The organism is Sphingorhabdus sp. (assembly GCF_023910635.1).
GTDB lineage: Bacteria > Pseudomonadota > Alphaproteobacteria > Sphingomonadales > Sphingomonadaceae > Sphingorhabdus_B.
Map to the genome: position 1 here is coordinate 112,678 of NZ_JAAVVZ010000006.1, position 19,285 is coordinate 131,962.

The 19,285-nt window shown below is 55.8% G+C and carries 15 protein-coding genes; 6 read left to right on the top strand and 9 right to left on the bottom strand.

All coding sequences use genetic code 11. The features are described 5' to 3' along the window. Positions 1 to 64: 64 nt before the first annotated feature. The 6 genes from HEQ34_RS05325 (at position 65) to HEQ34_RS05350 (ending at position 8,458) form a co-directional block, all read left to right on the top strand. The gene (locus tag HEQ34_RS05325) at positions 65 to 739 is read left to right on the top strand and encodes a nitroreductase family protein (protein ID WP_296198391.1); all 675 of its coding nucleotides are present in this window, start codon (positions 65 to 67) and stop codon (positions 737 to 739) included. Next, on the top strand, positions 736 to 2,409 hold the full coding sequence (locus tag HEQ34_RS05330) for a DUF885 family protein (RefSeq protein WP_296198394.1): 1,674 nt from the start codon (positions 736 to 738) through the stop codon (positions 2,407 to 2,409). The genes HEQ34_RS05325 and HEQ34_RS05330 overlap by 4 nt, the downstream gene beginning before the upstream one ends. 3 nt (positions 2,410 to 2,412) lie before the next feature. After that, positions 2,413 to 3,180: an alpha/beta hydrolase gene (locus tag HEQ34_RS05335; protein WP_296198397.1), complete on the top strand. Its 768-nt coding sequence runs from the start codon at positions 2,413 to 2,415 to the stop codon at positions 3,178 to 3,180. Then, entirely contained in the window at positions 3,180 to 5,213 is a 2,034-nt protein-coding gene (locus HEQ34_RS05340) for a M3 family metallopeptidase (RefSeq protein WP_296198401.1), read from the top strand. The genes HEQ34_RS05335 and HEQ34_RS05340 overlap by 1 nt, the downstream gene beginning before the upstream one ends. 314 nt (positions 5,214 to 5,527) lie before the next feature. After that, entirely contained in the window at positions 5,528 to 6,493 is a 966-nt protein-coding gene (locus HEQ34_RS05345) for an IS481 family transposase (protein WP_296196574.1), read from the top strand. Between the two features lie 901 nt (positions 6,494 to 7,394). Continuing rightward, positions 7,395 to 8,458, top strand: a protein-coding gene (locus tag HEQ34_RS05350) for an IS630 family transposase (protein WP_296196779.1) whose coding sequence is annotated in 2 segments (ribosomal slippage) — positions 7,395 to 7,886 and positions 7,889 to 8,458 — 1,062 coding nt in all. Because the reading frame shifts where the segments join, the coding sequence is not laid out codon by codon here. Positions 8,459 to 8,922: 464 nt separating this feature from the next. Here the strand turns inward: HEQ34_RS05350 and HEQ34_RS05355 are convergent. The 9 genes from HEQ34_RS05355 to HEQ34_RS05395 form a co-directional block, all read right to left on the bottom strand. Then, on the bottom strand, positions 8,923 to 9,387 hold the full coding sequence (locus HEQ34_RS05355) for a hypothetical protein (RefSeq protein WP_296198403.1): 465 nt from the start codon (positions 9,385 to 9,387) through the stop codon (positions 8,923 to 8,925). A 2-nt stretch (positions 9,388 to 9,389) separates the two neighbouring features. After that, entirely contained in the window at positions 9,390 to 10,340 is a 951-nt protein-coding gene (locus HEQ34_RS05360; protein ID WP_296198406.1) for a hypothetical protein, read from the bottom strand. A gap of 283 nt (positions 10,341 to 10,623) precedes the next feature. Further along, positions 10,624 to 11,874 carry a DUF3526 domain-containing protein gene (locus tag HEQ34_RS05365; RefSeq protein ID WP_296198408.1) on the bottom strand — a complete coding sequence of 417 codons (1,251 nt, stop codon included), beginning with the start codon at positions 11,872 to 11,874 and terminating at the stop codon, positions 10,624 to 10,626. Beyond that, positions 11,871 to 13,316 carry a DUF3526 domain-containing protein gene (locus HEQ34_RS05370; RefSeq protein WP_296198411.1) on the bottom strand — a complete coding sequence of 482 codons (1,446 nt, stop codon included), beginning with the start codon at positions 13,314 to 13,316 and terminating at the stop codon, positions 11,871 to 11,873. Before HEQ34_RS05370 ends, HEQ34_RS05365 begins: the two co-directional genes overlap by 4 nt. Next, on the bottom strand, positions 13,313 to 14,023 hold the full coding sequence (locus HEQ34_RS05375) for an ATP-binding cassette domain-containing protein (RefSeq protein ID WP_296198414.1): 711 nt from the start codon (positions 14,021 to 14,023) through the stop codon (positions 13,313 to 13,315). Before HEQ34_RS05375 ends, HEQ34_RS05370 begins: the two co-directional genes overlap by 4 nt. After that, complete coding sequence (locus HEQ34_RS05380) at positions 14,023 to 16,149, bottom strand: TonB-dependent siderophore receptor (RefSeq protein ID WP_296198417.1); 2,127 nt, start codon at positions 16,147 to 16,149, stop codon at positions 14,023 to 14,025. The genes HEQ34_RS05375 and HEQ34_RS05380 overlap by 1 nt, the downstream gene beginning before the upstream one ends. A 251-nt stretch (positions 16,150 to 16,400) precedes the next feature. Then, on the bottom strand, positions 16,401 to 17,231 hold the full coding sequence (locus tag HEQ34_RS05385) for an Eco29kI family restriction endonuclease (RefSeq protein WP_296198465.1): 831 nt from the start codon (positions 17,229 to 17,231) through the stop codon (positions 16,401 to 16,403). After that, positions 17,228 to 18,466, bottom strand: coding sequence for a DNA cytosine methyltransferase (locus HEQ34_RS05390; protein WP_296198468.1), 1,239 nt, complete (start codon positions 18,464 to 18,466; stop codon positions 17,228 to 17,230). Before HEQ34_RS05390 ends, HEQ34_RS05385 begins: the two co-directional genes overlap by 4 nt. A 223-nt stretch (positions 18,467 to 18,689) precedes the next feature. Then, positions 18,690 to 19,283 (bottom strand): TlpA disulfide reductase family protein, encoded by a 594-nt coding sequence (locus HEQ34_RS05395; RefSeq protein WP_296198472.1) that lies wholly within the window; start codon positions 19,281 to 19,283, stop codon positions 18,690 to 18,692. Positions 19,284 to 19,285: the final 2 nt, after the last annotated feature.

A 19,285-nucleotide genomic window follows, 5' to 3' on the forward strand; every position in this document is an offset into this window, starting at 1 on the left:
GAACCATACATTTATGTATGGTGTTGTCCAGCAACAATGCCGTTATCGAAAGAATGCCCCGCCGATGAAGCCGCATGATACAATCCCCTGGATCGCCTATCCAGACATGTCCGTCGAAGAGCGCATCGCTGCAACCAAAGACTTTTACGACTCAATCAAAACGCGGCGCACCTGTCGCTTCATCGGTGGTGGGCCCCTGGCCCGCGAAGCTATCGAAACGGCAATCATGGCGGCGGGGACGGCACCTTCGGGCGCCAATCACCAGCCTTGGCATTTTGCACTGGTGACTTCGCCCGAGGCCCGACACCGTATCCGGATTGCGGCAGAGGAAGAAGAGCGCATTTTCTATTCAGGCAAGGCCGGGAAAGAATGGCTTGAAGCATTGGCCCCTCTCGGTACCGATGATGACAAGGCTTATCTGGACGCAGCGCCGCTCATCATTGCGGTCTTTGGGCAACGCAAAGGCGGTCTTTACCCAGGCGAGATGCGCCAGAATTATTATATGCACGAAAGCGTCGGCATTGCCTGCGGTTTCCTTTTGGCGGCGCTTCATGCTGCCAAGTTTGCCACCCTCACACATACGCCCAATCCGATGAATTTCCTCAACGAAATCTGCGGTAGACCGGCCAACGAGAAGCCGGTGATGCTGATCGTGGTCGGCCATGCAGAAGCGGATGCCTCCATCCCTGTCCATGCAACCATCAAGAAACCCTTTGACCAAATCGCCAGCTGGATATGAATGCATCTGCCTCTCTTGCCGCGCTGACGGATCGCTATTGGGCATTTGAGCGCATTGAAAACGGCCTGAGTGCATTTCTCGCAGGGGATGATACGGGCGAACCGATCCTGTTGCGTGAGAGCGCAAACGATTATGCCCGCCGCGATCAGGCGGCGGCCGACTTTCTGGACCAGCTTGCGGCCATTCCCCTTGCGGAGCTTGAGGCAACCGAAGCCGCTACCCACATTTTGTTGGAGCGCGAGCTGCGGTTGATTCGCGATAACTACGCGCTCGGCACCCATCTGCGCCCATCGCTGCTGCCGGTTGGCCCCGATTTCAGTACCGTATTTTTTGCCAATGCCGTAACGCTCAGCGATGTGGCGGCAGCCGAACTCTATGTCGAACGCCTAGCCCAATTCCCTGCGTTTCTGGCCGATGTGCGCTATTGCCTCTTGATGGGCCACGCACAGGGCGTGCGCTATCCCCGTCTGGTGCTGGAGGCGGCGGCTCGTAATTCTGTCGGTATTGCCAGCATCAAAGCCGAAACATCACCTTGGTACGCCCCTTTTGCAAAGAGCCCGCTGGCCGGAACAGCAAAAATGGAAACTCAAGCCGAGAGAGCAAAGGCGTTGATTGCCGATGCGCTGCTCCCGGCACTGAGCGCTTACGCCGACACTATAGCTGGCCCCCTGATGGAGGGCGCACGCGATACCCTGTCGTGCGGCGATATGCATTATGCGCTGATGATCCGGCAGTTTACCTCCACCGACATGTCGGCACAGGCGATTCATGATCTTGGCATGGCTGAAACCACCCGGATCGAAGCCGATATGGCCGTGCTGGCAAAGGATGCGGGATTTGGTGCAGATGTGTCTGGATACCGTCGCTTTCTGGCCACAGACGGGCAGTTCATTGCCGCAGACGCCAACAAATTGCGCGAGCGCGTCGAGATATTGTGCAAGCGGATCGATGCCAAAATTCCTGCCTATTTCAGGCGCATTCCCCGCATCACCTATGGCGTGGACGTTGCGCCTGCCGCCATGTCTGCCAATCTACCGCCCGCTTATGCGCAGCCCGCGCCATCAGGCGGGAACAGCCCCGGCATTTTCTGGGTCAATGGCCTGCCGGAAAAATGCCCGACATATATTCTACCGGCGATGGCCGTGCATGAAGCATGGCCCGGCCATCTGATGCACATTGGCATGATGGCGGAGTTGGAGCATCTGCCCGCTTTTCGCCGCAACGGCGCCATCAAATACACTGCCTGTATCGAAGGCTGGGCGCTCTATTGCGAACAGCTTGGGATCGAACTTGGCGTTTATACGACGCCGCATGAACATTTCGGGCGGCTGGAGATGGAAATGTGGCGCGCCTGTCGGCTGGTTGTCGATACCGGGATTCACGCCTTCAACTGGTCGCGCGAGCAGGCGATTGCATTTTTATCCGATCGTCTTTCGCTGTCGCCCGAAACGATTGCAGCAGAAGTGGACCGCTACATCGCGCTGCCCGGTCAGGCGCTGGCCTATCATATCGGCGGGATCAGGGTCCGGGCGATGCGCGGGCGGGCGGAGGCAGCGCTGGGTGATGCGTTCGATCTGCGCCATTTCCATGAGGTCTTCATGAGCGCGGGCCCAGCCACATTGCCTGTACTCGATCATGTGATCGATGCCTGGATTGCGGAAGCGGCCTGAGACATGCCATTCGCTGCAGACACGGGGATATGGTTTGAAAAACATGGGTCTGGCCCTGCGGTGTTCATTGGCCTGCCGCTCATGGCCTCGCACAGCGAGATATTCGGGGCGGCCGCGCAAACTATGCTTGATGCTTGGCTCGATGCATTGACTCCGCACTGTACCGTTTTGCTCGCGGATTATCCTGGCATCGGCAAGAGCAAGGATCATGACCCGCTGACGATGACGGCGACCCGCGTCTGCGACGATTTGCTGAACGTGGCGACCGCAGCGGGGATAGAACGGTTCGGTTGGATCGGTTATTCTTGGAGCGGAGCGGTGGGCTTGCAATTGGCAACACGAAGCGATCGTGTTGCTGCGTTGGCCATTGGCGGTTGGCCACCGCTTGGCGCGCCCTATGCCAATATATTGGCGGCGAGCCAGGCGAAGATCGGTGATGTGCCTGATTATGCGATGATCATGCTGCGCAGCGCCGATCAGTATCAGCAATGGTCGGCCTTTTATGAAAGCGTGCTTGATTGGCCGGAGACAGATGCGGTAGGCGCGCTCTTGTGCCCCCGCATGCTCTTCTTCGGCAGCGACGGCGATCTCGTGGAAGCTGGATTTCCAGTGCCCATTGCCACAGCCTGCCGCACCCACCGTGCAACGCTTGAACACCAAGGCTGGCAGGTGAACGAGATTCCAGGTTACGGGCATGATGTCATCGGCCAGAGCGCGCTTGTTCTGCCAAAATTAAAGACCTTTGTTGAAACGAATTTGGACCTTTGGTGATGACAGAATCGGGCAATTCATTGACAGACTGGACAGGCCCCTATGGCGGACTGCCGCCATTTGACGCTGCGACACCTGCTGCAATTGAAGATGCGACGCTGGCCGCCCTTGCGGAGAAGCGCGCTGAAGTGGCCGCAATTGTAGACAATCCCGCACCAGCGACATTCAATAATTGCGTCGCCGCACTTGAAGATGCGGGCCGTGCTCTGCGCCGGGTTGCCGCGCTGACAGCAGCCTTGTTCTCGACCCGCAATTTGGACGGCATGGCCGAAGTTGACCGGCGTCTCGCGCCACTGCACGAGAAGCTTGAAGACGAAATCGCCCACCACCCCCAATTGTTTGCCCGCATTGATGCGGTTTGCCGGGATACCACACTCACCGCTGAGCAGGCACGCCTTGCTGAGGTTATTCGTGCCCGATTTGTGCGGCGCGGTGCTCTGCTATCACCAGACACGCGATCGGCAATCGCAACGCTGAACGGACGCATCTCCGAGATCCAGTCGCAAGCCCATGCCAATTTGGGCGCCGATGCCGCCGCCCGCTTTGTGTTGATAGAAAGCGAAGCCGAACTCGTCGGTTTGCCGGAAGCAGCGCTTGCGGCGGCGCGCAAGCTGGCAATCGAAAAAGGGCATCCGGGCAAGTTCGCAATCGCCAATGCCCGACCCGCCGTCTGGGCGGTGCTTCAGCTGTGTCACAATCGGGATGTTCGCAGGCAAGTTCGCGACATGTGGATGACACGCAGCGCGACCGATGGCCCGAACGACAATCGGCGACTGTTGGCAGAGCTGGTGACTTTGCGCGGCGAAAAGGCTCGTCTGCTGGGCTATGAAAGCTATGCCCATTACGCCATCGACGGGAAAATGGCGGGCTCGCCAGATATCGTGCGGGCACAGTTGATGGAGGTCTTTCGACCTGTGCGGCGCGATAGTGTCGCACGTATCAATATGCTGCAGGCCTTGGCCGACACCGACGGTCTGGATGACAAGGTGCGCGCCTGGGACTGGCTCTATTATCTCGACAAGCATCGCAAGGCCCAGTTCGGGCTCGATAGCGAAGCGATGAAGGCCTATCTCTCCATCGATAATGTGCTGGCAATGATCTTCTCGACCGCCCAGCGTCTGCATGGTGTGACCTTCACCGCACTACCCGAAGCGCCGCGCGTCCATCCTGATGTGCAGGTCTATGAAGTGGCGCGCGGTGATGACGTGATTGGCGTCCTATGGATGGACCTGCTAACGCGAGAAGGCAAAATGCGTGGGTCGTGGCAAGCGGAAATACAGGCAGCGGAAGATTTCACCGGGCGGCGGCTGTGTTTTTCCAATGTCTGCTCCAACATCGACAAGCCTGCGGATGGCCCGATTCTGATGGGTTGGGAATATGCCAATGTGCTGTTCCATGAATTTGGTCATGCCATGCATATGCTCATGAGCCGTGCGCGCTACCCTTCGCTCGGGTCGATGGGGGTCGAATGGGATCTTGTCGAGCTGCCGTCACAGCTCAATGAACGTTGGCTCTATGACCGCGATCTCCTTCGCCAGTATGCGCGCCACTGGCAGACGGGCGAAGCGATTCCGGATGCAATGGTCGATGCCATCGAGGCTGGATTCCGCTTTGACGGCGTTTTCAGCGTCAGGTTGGAATATCTTATGCCAACGCTGGTTGATCTGAACATGCATCTTGCCGCGCGCGGCGATCCCGTGGACCCGCTTGCTATCGAACGCCAGGTCTATGAAGAACTGGCAGCGCCGGATGCAATTGACCCGATCTTCTTCCTACCACAACAATATCACAGCTTTACCGAAGCTTATGCCGGCGCGCTGTATTCCTATCTGTGGGCCGATGTCATGGTCGCCGATGTGATTGAGGCATTTGAGAACGCACCCGAAAAGCTTTACGATGCCCAAGTCGCAGCCAAATGGCGCGATGCAATCCTTTGTGTTGGCACTTCAGTGGGCGGCGCACAGGCGTTCCGCAACTTCCGCGGACGCGATCCTGATCCCGGAGCCTTGCTTCGGCGGTTTGCTCTGGCGTAAACAGTCAGTTCGAAGTTTGCCTGGGGCAACAATCGAAGCAGTCACCGACGAAGACATAATGCGCTTTCATTACTCATCCACGCCCCTGACCGGACCAGCTTAGGTCTGCAACCCGCTCTCATACGGACCGTGTTGCTGCGCTTTGCTCATCCGGCCCGACTAGCAGCGCACCTGAGGATCGGCCATCGCTTTGACATCGCTTTTTGGTGCTTTTTCCGATCCGCGCGGTTATTCTACCACGCTTGAAAAAGCCCTAGGTGTTTAGTCCCGGCATTTGATGGTGTATTATTCAGCCATCAATGGAAGGACTCGCTATGGGACAAATTCTACACGGGAGCGCCCGCACGACAGCGGCGGTCCGTCGAGCAATACAACATAGTCAAGAGAGCCTGATTGTGCTTTCGAAGCGTTACAGCATTAACCCCAAGACGGTAGCCAAATGGAAGCGGCGCACGTCTGTCACCGATCATCCTACTGGCCCCAAGGATGCCAAGTCCACCGTCCTGACTATCGAGGAAGAAGCCATCGTCGTCGCCTTTCGTCGGCACACGCTGCTGCCGCTGGATGATTGCCTCTACGCCTTGCAGGCAACGATCCCGAACCTGACGCGCTCATCTCTGCACCGCTGTTTGCAGCGCCACGGGATCAGCCGATTGCCCGAAGTGACGGGAGACAAGGAACCGAAGAAGAAGTTCAAGACATACCCCATTGGCTACTTCCACATCGACATCGCCGAAGTGCGGACTGCCGAAGGCAAGCTGTACTTGTATGTGGGAATCGACCGCACCAGCAAGTTCGTCTTCGTCCAACTCGTCGCCAAGGCAAATAGGATGACAGCCTCAGCCTTCCTGGTCGCCCTGATCAAAGCCGTGCCCTACAAAATCCACACCGTGCTGACCGACAATGGCATCCAGTTCACCTTCCCGCCGCGATACGCCAAGGGCCCGACTGCGACCTGTATGTCGCACATGTTCGATCTGCGCTGCGATGAGAACGGGATCGAGCACCGGCTTACCAAAATCAAGCATCCCTGGACCAATGGCCAGGTCGAACGGATGAACCGGACAATCAAGGAGGCCACCGTCAAACGCTATCACTATGACAGCCATGCCCAGCTGACTACCCACCTCCAAGACTTCATTGATGCCTACAATTACGGGCGGCGACTGAAAACACTCAAGGGCCTAACACCCTTCGAATACATCTGCAAAATATGGACAAGCGAACCAGAAAGATTTAGCCTAAACCCAACCCATCAAATGCCGGGACTAAACACCTAGGGTCAGGACCTATTAAATCCACCTTCGCGGTTTGAGGCCATACTGTTCAGTGCAAGGCGGCAAAGCGCAGGCTTAGTGGTTCTAAGTCTAGCTTTGCCAACGCGGCAATGGACAAAATGGGTCAAATCCGAAGGACGCCAAAATGGCTTTGATCTCGAAACAAAATGCCCTTGCAGGCAGAATTACTGCCTGCGGCGGCCATTTTCCTTCGATATCTTGGCCATTTTGACGCCGCGAAGGTGGATTTAATAGGTCCTGACCCTAATGTCCGGCGGCTTGCCAGGTTAAATGCAAGGCAAGTGGCTGGCGGAATTCATGTCCGACGGGCGTGGCAGGTTGCGCAAGGACCAACCGAAGCGCTCGTTGAAGTAGGGAAGTAATTGCGGCCCTCGCTTCCATATGTGCCAACCATTCAGCAAAGCCAACCGGACGACCGATGGTTTCTGCCTTGCGTAATGCGGCATAGGTGAAGGCTTCGGCGAAGGTAATTTCGGGGATGGCGCACATTTTACCTCAATTCTGCAGCACCCGTCGCCCCAGCGCAGGCTGGGGCCTATCACGCCTGTCGGCCTGCCCATACACACGTGATGGGCACCAGCCTGCGCTGGTGCGACGGTGGTTTTTGCTGGATGGGTTGGTTTAGGGGAATGATGCATTTGTTACTGGAATGCCTAAGTTTACAAACATATACCAAAAACGCGGCATTTCTGTAAACTTACCTCAACTTTTCGGCGTTGGCTTACCGGGTCCGAAAGCCGGGCTGGGGTTCAACACATTCAAAGAGCCGGTCGCGCAACACATGCGGGACTAATACCAAGCTGCGGTGAGGCTGACTCAGATTTGGGATTCCCAAACGGTGGAAAGTCTGATTCTATGTTGTTCTTCATTTGGAGGACGTGACATGGGATCAGCGATTAGCTTGCGGGATGATTTTGACGGCACTGCCTTGAGGCGACTGGCGCGGAAGTCGAAAAGTGCGAACCAGGCCCGCCGGCTTTTGGCATTGGCCGAGATCTACGACGGTGGCAGCCGGACAAGGGCGGCGCGGATCGGCGGGGTGGGCTTACAGATCGTGCGTGACTGGGTGGTGAGGTTCAACGCCCGAGGTCCCGATGGGCTGCTCGATGGCAAGGCCCCGGGAAGACAGTCGCTGCTCAATGATGCCCAGCGCCGCGCGCTTGTCGAAATGGTCGAGTGCGGCCCGATCCCGGCGATCCATGGCGTCGTTCGCTGGCGGCTGGTCGACTTGGTCCAGTGGCTTCATTACGAATTTGCTGTCTCGCTTGATGCAACGACCGTGGGGCGTGAGCTAAAGAGACTGGGCTATGTCAAGCTGACGGCGCGGCCTCGCCACTACGCCCAGAACGAGCTTGCGATGGAGGCCTTTAAAAAGGGGGCTTTGCCGCCGAGCTTGCAAAGGTCAGAGCAACTCTCCCGAAGGGCACGCCGATAGAGATTTGGTTCCAGGACGAAGCGCGGATTGGCCAGAAGAACAAGATCACGCGGCGTTGGGCCAGACGCGGGACGCGGCCATCGGCACCCAAAGACCAGCGGACCAAATCGGCCTATATCTTCGGCGCAATCTGCCCGGAGCACGGCAAGGGCGCGGGGCTGGTGCTGCCGTTCTGCAATACCGAAACCATGACACTCCATCTGACAGAAATAGCGCTCGCCGTCGCTCCTGGCGCTCACGCTGTTATACTGATGGATCAAGCCGGTTGGCATATGACTGACAAGCTGGATGTTCCCGGCAATATCAGCATCATCGCGCTTCCGGCCAAATGTCCTGAACTCAACCCGGTTGAGAATATCTGGCAGTTCATGCGCGACAACTGGCTCTCCAACCGGGTGTTCACTTCCCACGACAATATCGTCGACCTCTGCTGCGAGGCGTGGAACAAACTCATAGATCAGCCTTGGCGCATTATGACCATCGGGCACCGCAAATGGGCCAGTGGGTTATGATCATTGCAGGTTGGTATAACGCACAGAATCTCAAAACAAATCCTACATTGCAAGCGAAACCTATTTCGGGGTTATCGCAGTTGTTACCGGAATTCCCTACATCACCCCTCCCCTTTAGGGGAGGGGAAGGGGTGGGGCCTGTCGGCGTTGCGCAAACCTATATGCCCCACCCCAACCCCGTGGAGCCTCTCGGACCAGTCCGGGGGACTGGTCCCTCCACGCCTAAAGGGGAGGGGCTCAATTTCGCATATGCAACGCAGCAAGATTATTTCGGGGGATGACGCACCTTTCACCGGAATTCGCACCGTAACTCCCAGCGTGCAATAATTTAGTGCACTGTCACCGTAATTCCCACGCCTAAAGGGGAGGGGCTCAATTTCGCAATATGCAACGCAGCAAGATTATTTCGGGGGATGACGCACCTTTCACCGGAATTCGCACCGTAACTCCCAGCGTGCAATAATTTAGTGCACTGTCACCGTAATTCCTGTTGTCGCTAAGTTGTCATAATTGATGATGCCAGTTACTTTATCGATATTCCTTGTTAATGACACGTACGCGTTCAGCTCAAATGGCACTTCCGGTCTATCAACGAATACACCCGCGCCAACGTTATAACCATTGTAAATTGCAAAGCCGCCCGCAAGTCTCGGATTTACCCGTAAAACGGGATTTGGGTGGGAACTAGAATAACTTACTTTCTTATTATATGTAACGCCATGTAAAGTTATACCTTCCGTTGCCGCCCAAGAAAGTTGGTCGGCGTAAGTTGGCGAGGTAGCAATCAGGCGGTTCATAGCATCGGCCAAGCTCTGAAGGTTGACACCGGACAAACCTCCACCAATCTTGATGACCGGAAGCCCACTTCCGGGCGAAGGAGTGAGCCTCAGATCCTTTCCGGAACCAGTGACCGAATATGTTCTTGGCATATCTACTTCTCCTTCTCCGAGTTCGCGATATGAGCTCGAATAGCGCGTCTAACGTCTTCCTGAATGACTGGGTCACGATAAATATCGAAGTTAACGATGCCCTGCCTACCAGCTAATGAGTACCGACTAATTGCAGCGGAGCGCTTCCCAAGACTTAAAAGATAGTTGCCATAAACAATCGACGCCGGTCCAAACCCTTTATTGCTCAAGTGCCGAACAACTTGAATTGCGTAGTCAAAATTAGGGTCTTTGATTTCGAGCACTAAAGTCGCGAGAGCCAACTGCGCGGATGGATTGCCCTTATCTGCAAGTTTGACGAGTTCATTTACCCGTGCTGGACTTATGCACGCAAAAGGCAGAGCGAGAATGGCACCGCCTACATATTCTCCCATCATATATTCTAGAGGGTCCCAAGATGAATAGGGGCATTCGTCATCTCCTCCGGGATAAAACCGCCGGTTTCCAGAAGATTTTGCAGAATATCTTGCAGAAGATATCTCGGAAAATCGGTCGGTAACAATTTGACCAAGTCTTGCGTTTGTTAACCGGATATCTCTGGCCCGTTCGTAATGAAAGTTTTGCAATACCGCCAGACGTTCTTTGGCTAGGACATGGGCTTCAATCTTTGGCCCCGAACTCACGACGCTGGTGGTTACACCCGAAGGTCCAGGTGTAAACATAAGTTGCGACCCACCGCGAGGGGTGGCAGCGATCTGATACAGCTTGATGGCGTTCTTCAACCCATTTGGTTCAGTTGAATCTTCAAGCCGGATAGCAAGCTCATATTGCGCCTGCTTATCCCCACTTTGCGCCTTTACCGCCATCGCCTGAAAAGACCCTCCCGGCTGCAACGACACACCCATATATTGCTGACTCGCACATGCGCTCGTCAACAGCGCCGCTGCCATAAGCGCCGAGAGGCAAGGCAAGTTGGCATTGATCTTCATCCGCATCGCCCCCTCCCCGACTCAATATACATCCACTTTGCGTAGCATAATGGACCAATCCGCCAGATTGGCAAGTAACGTGATGTAGTTACGATACATTTTACACGTCGGCACCCGCCCTAGGCCGCAAAGCGCGCCCTATATTCTGGCGGGTCATGGTCATTTGCGCACATGGCATAATTGCCAATGCCGATCTGGCGGCTGATTTGGCCGCCGAACCAATCCGAACGACGTAAGGCAAAACATGGAACCCGGGCGGGGCTATTGGGGGTCGTGACCGCCCCATAACTCAATCCCATTTCGGCGTCTTGGCAAATTCAGCTTCGCGAAAGGGCGTTTCGTTGAACAGATAGGGGTAATAAAAGCGCCGCAGCCGTTCGTGATAGAAGCGAATGCGATCCTGGTAGGCAAGGCCTGCGCGCATATCCGTTTTTGCCACGCGATGGAGAAGCGTCTGGACGCCCACGGCAGGCAGGAGGACGCCGGTACGAACGGTCAAGCTATCGCGCCTTTCCAAGCCGGCACGATAGGCCTTTGCTTGGCCGCCAGCGGCAAGGTCGCCCAGATGCTGGAATGCATAATACCATTTCCAGTGGAAGCCGCCTTCGACCGGTTTGGTGTCTTTCCATTCGGGATGGACCTTGAAAAAGGCCTGCATTGTTTCCGCCTTGGGCCGGTCCCAACCACCATGGATTTTCTCACGCTGCGCAAGCGTGAGCTCTACACCCTGACGCACCGGCACTACCATGTTGATAGCGAGATGCGCCATAGCAGGAAGGATTAACGTGAGGACCAGCCAGCTTGCCGCCAATGTCGCGGCATTGGTAACCGAGCTCCAGCCCCGACTACCGATCCACAGGCAGAGCAGGGTCCAGAAGACAAGATACGCTGCGGAGACCAAAAAGAACATGGCCATGCCGCCAAAATGCGCACCCGAAATTATGGCGCCAACGGCAAAGGGTAGCACCAGCATCAGCCACAACGCACCCAGCCGCAGGACAATGCGCCGTCGCCATAAACCGCGCTCGCTTCGCGCCATGGCAGCGAGCAGATTGAAACGGCCAGCCTCGCGCTCACCAGACTTGAGATCATGGAGCAATATGATCACGAGCAAAGGCGCAATATATGTCAGCACAAACGCCCAGTCGAAGCGGCCCGGCAGCGCCAGCTCCGCATTGTAATTTTCGCTTTCATAGAGTTGCGCCTCTAGTCCCAGCGCCCGGACGCGCAGGATATAAGGGGCAACATCGCGTTGGCCGATGGCGGCAAAGGCGAGCGGAGATGGCGCGTCCCATGTTGCATGGAAAGTGTAATAAGCGGCATTTCCGGCATCCCCTTCCTTGGACACCCATTTGGCAATGGCCGCGACATCGGCTGCCTGTTGCGGCTGGATACGCGCGATAATGTCCCGCTGACGTGACATCTCGGTCATGCCCGCCCAGACACTAAAGATGGATAGAATTGCCATTAACAAAAGTGCGGGCAGCGCCAGACGTTGCCGCAGGAAAAGCCGAGCTTCGAGTGTCCATAAAGGGCTCATGCCGTTGCCTCCAGCCGCCTAACCGTAAAGTGCACGCCCAGGAGTAAGGCGACAAGCCACGTCAGGAGCATTGCAAGACCTGGCAAGGCGGCCTTCACTTTTTCCGGTGTCGAGGCACCGCGATAATTGAAATCGGGCACGTCTTGCCAATTCTTCGGATCGATCCGCACACGGCGCGCAGCCTCCGGATCCTTGTTGCGATTGCTGTCGTCGGTATAAGCAATGGATTTTGCCTGCAATTCATTAAGCTGCTGCACAATATCGAAGCGATAGGCCTCCGATTGCGAGAGGAAGCGTCGATGTCCCTCAAGATCGGTCCCAGCAATCGCCATCGAGGCACGGCGCAGCGCGATGGCTGGGCTGAATAGACCTACCAAATCGGTTTGCTGGCTTTGCGCTTTTTGCGCTTTGAACTGACGCGTTGCATAATCATCGAACAGTTTTGATGTCAGTTTTTCGCCTTCTAAAGCCAGCAGTCCACGATAGTTGACGGGCAGGTCTTCAACCTTGCCCACGCCATATTGTTGAAGCGTGCGTGCCTTGAAGGCGTTGAAAAAGGGATCGTCCGGATTATGGCTATCGCCCATCGCCCGTAAATCCCTCTGGATTGCAATATCGGTTTCCAATCGCGTTAGCGCTGGGTTGGCGGCGAGCGCCAAGTCCGGCGCAATGCGCGGCAGCAGGATCACCGCAAAGGCCCATATCCCGATCAGCGCCATCAGAGCGGTGCGCGCCTGCGCGGCAAGCGCTGACGCTAATGTTATCAATAACACCCAGATCGCAAGGTAGAGCGCATAGCCGCCGAGCATTAAGAGGCCGGGAAGGCGCGGCGCACCCTCGACCGTAATCAGCCAGCCCAATGCGAGCGCAGCCGGCGCGAGCATCAGCGCGGCTATCGTCGCCAGCCCCCATGCCTTTCCCAACAAAAGGCTGCGTGCAGATACGCCGTGCGCAAACATCTGCCGGATCGTCCCGCGTTCCCGTTCGCGCGCGACTGCGCCAAAGCCGATAAAGATAAGCATCAATGGCGCTAGCACTTGTAAGACGAATGCCGGGGTGAGTTGGCCGAAACGGACGAGTAGCGAGCTTTGTCGTACATCGCCAAAATTGGCGCTGTTTTGCCTATGGCCCTCAAGGTAGATCGTATTGCCCGTAAACGCGTCAACGCCCGGATCGAACGCGGCCAGCACCGGCAGCGGTCGGAAGACGAAATGGCCATAATGCACCATACGGTGCGGGTGGCGCGCAGGGGCACCATCAAACGCCGCATCGGCCTGTTGCTGAAAACGGGCGCGGATGGCATCGCTGTTATCGCGGCTACTGATCGACGTCAGCGCAGCCAGAATCGACAACGCAATCAACATCAAAAGCCCAAGCATAGCGACGCGGTTGCGTCGCAGCAGCCGCCATTCATCGCGTGCAATCAGCCGTATCGCATTCATGCGGCGACGGCCTCTCCATAACGGCGGTGGAGCGCCATGACATCAAAGCCTTGCGCGCGGTTTACGTCTTCCACAATATGCCCGGCATCAAGGAAACCTATCCGATCGGCGCAATCCGCCGCCCCCAGCAAATCGTGCGTCACCATCAGGATCGCGGTGCCGCGCGCCTTTAATGTCGAAAGCAGCGCATTGAAATCCGCTGTCGCCTTGGGATCGAGGCCGGACGTCGGCTCGTCGAGCAACAGCACAGGCACCTGCCGCACTACCGCCAGCGCAATGGCCACCTTTTGCCGCATCCCCTTTGAAAAACCCGATAGGTTCCGGCTGCGCGCTTCACTTTGCAGGCCTGCGGCATCAAATGCAGCCTCAATGTCCGCGTTGCTGTGGGCTTCACCCGCCAAGCCCAAGAAATAATCGACATTCTCCCGCGCGGTCAGATGTTCATAGAGCGCGACATTTTCGGGCAGATAGGCGATTTTGTGGCGCGTGGCCTCTGGATCATTTGTCGGATCGGTTCCGGCGACAACAACCCTCCCTGCGCTTGGTTTCAAAAACCCCAGCAGGGTCGACAGCGTCGTCGATTTTCCCGCGCCATTGCCACCCAGTAACGCATAGATTTCGCCTGCTGCGACCGTCAGCGAAAGATCGTTGAGTACGAGCTTCCCACCGCGCTCAACGCGCAAATCAGATATTTCAATCGCGGCCATCAGAAACTGACCCTTGCACCTACCGTGAACGCGCGCGGGCTGCCTGGTGCAACCCACAGACGGGCAAAGCTATTCGTAAAATAGGTTTCGTTGAACAGGTTCTTGACATCGCCAAACACTTCCAACCCCTCCATCAGCTCGGCCTTAGCAAAGGCGCGAACCAGCGTGTAGCTGGGCAGGAAGAAGTTGGTGGCTGTCTCCCCCAGCCGTTCGCTGACATGCTGTATGCCTGCTCCAAAGGTCAGGCCGCGATCATCGCCGATGGTAAAGCGCTTTGAGAGCTGCGCATTGAGGCTGTGCTTGGGAATATTGATCAACGGATCGCCCGAGCGGATTTGTAGGCTGAAATTGGGATCGAGTACGTCGGCCTTCGCCTTGGCATCGACATAAGCGTAGGAGAAGAGCAGATCGACATCGCCGGGCAGCTTGCCTGCAAGATCAAATTCAAGGCCTGTGCTGCCCGCCTTGCCGACCGGAATCGAGAATCCGGGGTTGGCAACATCGGCTGCGAGGACATTGCGCTTTTTCAGATTGAACAATGAAACTGTGCCGCTCAAGCTGTTGTCGAACAGCCCGAATTTGGCCCCGGCTTCAAAAGATTTGCTAAACTCCGGATCGAACACCTCGCCATTGGCGCGCGCGCCAAGGTTGGAGCGGAAGCCTTCGCCATAAGCCGCATAAAATGACACGGCTTCGCTCGCCTTAACAACCAGCCCGAATTGCGGACTGACCCGGCTAAACGAACGGTTCTGACTGCTGCTTGTCGCCCGGTTAAGCGAACGAACATCATAGTCGTCATAGCGCAGGCCGATCCGAACCTGGAGCGCGTCAGACAGGCTGATCTGATCCTGCAGATAAAAGCCATAGGCCTTTTGCTGATCGAGCCGGTTGGTCAACGGCCCCGTCACGGGAAGGGGGAAGCGTCCATAGACGGGGTTTAATATGTTGACCGCATATTGCGCGGCTTCGGTTGACGTGGCGGTTACTGACGCGGGACGGAAACGCTGGAAAAGCTGGCCATTGTCGAATTCGTCATAATCGACACCAACCAGCAAGCGGTTGCGCAATCCGCCAAGCTCGAAATCACCCGACAGCTCGCCGCGCACAACGAAATGTTCGCCTTCATAGTCGCGGAAGCGGCGCTGTCGCGACAGCACATTGGGTGTCGCGGGGCGGCCAAGAAACTGCCTGCCACTGGCAAGCTCGGCTTCGCTGGAAAAACCTTCCAAAGCGGTTTCACGATAGCTAGTGCCGATCAACACACTCCAATCATCCGAAAACGCGTGCTGCAATTGCAACTGATGACCGGTTACTTTCGCCTCAAGCGGTCCGTCGCCTGGCTCTCCAAGAAAATTGCGGCGCGGCATGGCGTTCAGATTGCCACCAGGCGCAACGATGCCGCGATCAAAGTCAGCCTCGCTGCGCGTCCACTCAAGCTCATAGCTGAGTACCGTGCCTTCTGCGAGCTTCAAGGCGACGGAGGGCAGCAAGCCATAACGCTTGCTGCCAACCGTTGTTCGGAAACTGTCTGATTTTTCGGAGAATCCGATCAGGCGCACGGCAATGCTCTCACCAACGGGCAAGTTTGCATCCGCATCAAAACGGACCCGGTCGAAACTGCCGTAAAGGCCTGACGCGTTGACCTTCAGGGCATCAAATTCAGCCTGTTTGGTAATGATATTGACCGTACCACCCGGCTCTCCGCGCCCATAGAGCGCCGCTGCGGGCCCCTTCAGCACTTCAATCCGTTCGACACCAGCCACATCACGCGACCCGCCAAAGCCGCGACCGCCATTGAAGCCATTGACCAGATAGCCGCTAGGAAGATTTTCATCGCCCGCAAAACCGCGCACTGCATAACTATCCCACAGGCCGCCAAAATTATTCTGCCTAGAAACGGAGGCGTTCAGGTCAAGCGCATCTGTCAGGCGTAAGATGTTATTGTCTTCCAAAGTCTCGGAAGCGATCACGCTAACCGCTTGTGGGACTTCTTTCGCTTCAAAGTCGCCCTGATAGGCTTGGCGGATGCCTGTGACCGTAATTTCGGCATCCGCACTCTCTTCCGCAAAGGCCGGAACGGTTACAAGACATGAGGCACCAGCAAGCAAAATGGAAATAGAGCGCAAGACATTTTCTCCCTGAATATTCGATACATAGGAATCAGGTGATATAATATCATTACATTGTCAACCCCTCACCACCGCGTCTTGACGTAAGCTTGAAATTACGGTGATGTTGTGGACGGCGCACTGTTGAGTTGATTCGGGTTTTCCGAACCTTCAGAATAATTTAGTGCACTGTCACCGGAATTCCTGTCCACAACATCACCGTAATTCTATGAGTAGCTATGAATAACATTTTTTCAGGCGACGGTTACCTAGGCTTGCCGCAATTCCTCGATAAAGCTCGTCAAAACGGCATCCAAATCAGCATAAACAGGTCGTTTGGCAAAATGCTGAGCCAGCTCGTTATTGATTTGTGAAATTGATTTTGCGTCCGTTGTTGATGCTGCCGCCCAAGCACGTCCGGGATGCAACGTATCCCACGGCGACCGTCGGTTCGCCCGAGTAATAGCTGAATCTCCATGCTTGCCGAGGCCGTATAAAATACTTGTTTCGCTGTTCCAGATCGGCGAGAAAAGATGAATCAGATAATCCTCAGCCGCCGTTTCCCAACCGCTTTGCACCACCAACGACCGAAACTCGAAATCCGTAAGGCTGAGCGTACTAGCGGCCTTGCCGATGTTCTTGCGATGATCAGTGAGGCGACCACAGAGCTTTGCGCCCTGCTCGCTTGGCGTCCGGGCATTGTTGAGCGCGGGCGACGCTTGACCGACGTAAATCGGAGTCTCGGTTCCAGAGATTGGTTGGTATGCCGGAAACGGGCCTTTATAGTATATGGCATAAACGCCAGAACCATAGAACTTTGGAATATCGGATAACGGATGGCGCTCTTGGGCAACCATAGCCAGCGCCACAAACCGTCCTACGACTTCAGGATTGCTCGGATCAAATACAGCGGTGGGCTGGGCGATTGGATCAAGCGTTGCAAGCAGCGCTGTCAATTCATCAATTGCCACCTTGATTTGCGATTCTATTTTCTTGCGCTTATGGCTCGAAACCAACGTACCCGTCGCCTCTGCCGAGAGGCGGCTTATACTCTCTTGAAGCGCAGTGATGTTATCAACATTAGCTATTCGGCTATTCATGCGCCCTCCACAAGTCGTGACGCAACACCGTCACCGATCACGCGAGCTAATTCAACAGGAACCGCATTGCCGAGCTGCCGCATGGACTCAGTCCATGAACCATGCAGTTGATAATCGTCTGGGAATGTTTGCAACCGAGCACTTTCACGCACGGTGAAATACCGCACCGACCCATCGGGGCGTAACAGCATATTCTCACCACCTGGCACCCCATGCACACCTGCCTTTAATGTCTTGGCGGGTAGGTCTAGCGGGCTACCGGTATGCCCCGGATAACTGCGAGCGCCCGGCTGATAGCGATGGTTATGGAAATGAAGTGCTTCCGCTTTTTTGTGTTCAGGATCAGGCAGGCCAATCATGGCATCCCTCACCGTTCGCCATGCACTTGTTGCTGGACGAAACGGTAGGCGCAATGCTCTCGCGCGTAACCTTGGATCGCCCAACGCAGCGACGTCAACTTTATGGCGATTTAAATATTCGCAGCCACGAAATTGATCCCACAATAATGCGTCAAATGAGTGAGTCTGTTCGGGAAACGACCACTCAATGCCAAGGTCCGACCGAAACCCAACGAACACCACGCGCTCGCGGCGTTGCGGCACTCCATAATCGGCTGCGTTCAACACACGATACACCACGTTGTATTTGAGGCCACTTTCTCGACCCGATGTATGATGCGCTTCCAGCCGCGCTAAGTGCGAGAGCCAATCTTCATCGGCCTTTCGTTTAAGTTCGGGATAAGTCAGTTGGTGAACAATGTATGCAAGATATGATGCGAACGACGCGCGGGTCAGGCCTTTGACATTTTCAAACACAAAAGCAGGTGGCTTCGTTTCTCGAACGACGCGCACGGCTTCGTTCCACATATCGCGGTGATCAGCTTGGGCTTTGTGCTTGCCACCAAGCGAAAATGGCTGACAAGGGGGTCCGCCGCTAACCAACGCAACCTTTCCTTCTAGCGATTGAAAATCAAAGTGACGAATATCGCCTTGTTCTGGCTCAGGCCACGATGCGACAGGATGGACACTGGAGCGTTTGTTCTCCCGGATGGTATCGCAGCACCAATTGTCCCACTCAACTATCTTTTCTGGGTGAAAACCAGACTGACTTAGTCCCATCCCTAGCCCACCGGCTCCTGCGAAAAGTTCAATCGACTTCATGTGAGCGAGCCTCCGAAATAGGCAATGTTCTTTTTTAGTTCCACTCCCCTTCAACTGACTTTCCGAGTTCGTCAAGAACTTCGCGCCAATTTTTTAGACGGCGACAACACATGTCGCTTGATCCACCACCTACAATTACGGTGACGGACCACTAAATTATTCGTAATTCCCAAAATGTCATATAATATCATTATATTGTCAACCCCATATCACCGCCTCGTGCGTCGGCCCACCGAATCCATACGCATTCGCACATCCGAGACGTTCCGACACCGCCGCGTCTTGACGCAACATCGCTTCAGTCTGCTGTGCGCAGCAGCTTTGCCATTTCGGCGTCATCCCATTCGACGCCGCCCGCAATCCGCCAGACCTCCTTGCCTGCGCTGTCATATAATATGGTCGTGGGTAGGGCGATGGCGTTGTTGAACGCGGCCAATATTGCGTTGTCGGCGTCGGTATAGGGCACCAGATTCTGGACCTTAGTCTCCTTGAAAAAGGCCAAGACGGGCGTGCGGCCTTCAAGGTCTTGGGATACCGCAATGACCGCCATCCGGTTCTTTTCCAGCTTTGCCAGCGCGTCCAGCGTCGGCATTTCGGCCTTACACGGTGCACACCACGTCGCCCAAATGTTGAGCAACAACGGCTTGCCTTCAAAATCTGCCAAAGTCACATCCTGTCCGTCGGCGTCCGCAAAGGGCGCGGTTGGTGCCTTTTGGCCCGCGAATTTGTAACTGAGCGTCGCGCGGGTGCCATTTGCGCTTTCCAACATGATCTCGGTCTTGCCTGCGGCATCCAAGTTTGCAGCTAATGCGGGTTGCGCTTGCCCCTGGCCTGGGGTTTCTTTATCGCACCCGGTTAACACCAGAAGGATTAGGGCAATTACAAAGCGCATGT

Coding starts and splice junctions, on each gene's coding strand:
- HEQ34_RS05375 (WP_296198414.1), bottom strand. CDS start 14,023: ATGGCCGCGATTGAAATATCTGATTTGCGCGTTGAGCGCGGTGGGAAG.
- HEQ34_RS05360 (WP_296198406.1), bottom strand. CDS start 10,340: ATGCGGATGAAGATCAATGCCAACTTGCCTTGCCTCTCGGCGCTTATG.
- HEQ34_RS05330 (WP_296198394.1), top strand. CDS start 736: ATGAATGCATCTGCCTCTCTTGCCGCGCTGACGGATCGCTATTGGGCA.
- HEQ34_RS05325 (WP_296198391.1), top strand. CDS start 65: ATGAAGCCGCATGATACAATCCCCTGGATCGCCTATCCAGACATGTCC.
- HEQ34_RS05370 (WP_296198411.1), bottom strand. CDS start 13,316: ATGAATGCGATACGGCTGATTGCACGCGATGAATGGCGGCTGCTGCGA.
- HEQ34_RS05395 (WP_296198472.1), bottom strand. CDS start 19,283: ATGCGCTTTGTAATTGCCCTAATCCTTCTGGTGTTAACCGGGTGCGAT.
- HEQ34_RS05340 (WP_296198401.1), top strand. CDS start 3,180: ATGACAGAATCGGGCAATTCATTGACAGACTGGACAGGCCCCTATGGC.
- HEQ34_RS05385 (WP_296198465.1), bottom strand. CDS start 17,231: ATGAATAGCCGAATAGCTAATGTTGATAACATCACTGCGCTTCAAGAG.
- HEQ34_RS05335 (WP_296198397.1), top strand. CDS start 2,413: ATGCCATTCGCTGCAGACACGGGGATATGGTTTGAAAAACATGGGTCT.
- HEQ34_RS05365 (WP_296198408.1), bottom strand. CDS start 11,874: ATGAGCCCTTTATGGACACTCGAAGCTCGGCTTTTCCTGCGGCAACGT.
- HEQ34_RS05345 (WP_296196574.1), top strand. CDS start 5,528: ATGGGACAAATTCTACACGGGAGCGCCCGCACGACAGCGGCGGTCCGT.
- HEQ34_RS05355 (WP_296198403.1), bottom strand. CDS start 9,387: ATGCCAAGAACATATTCGGTCACTGGTTCCGGAAAGGATCTGAGGCTC.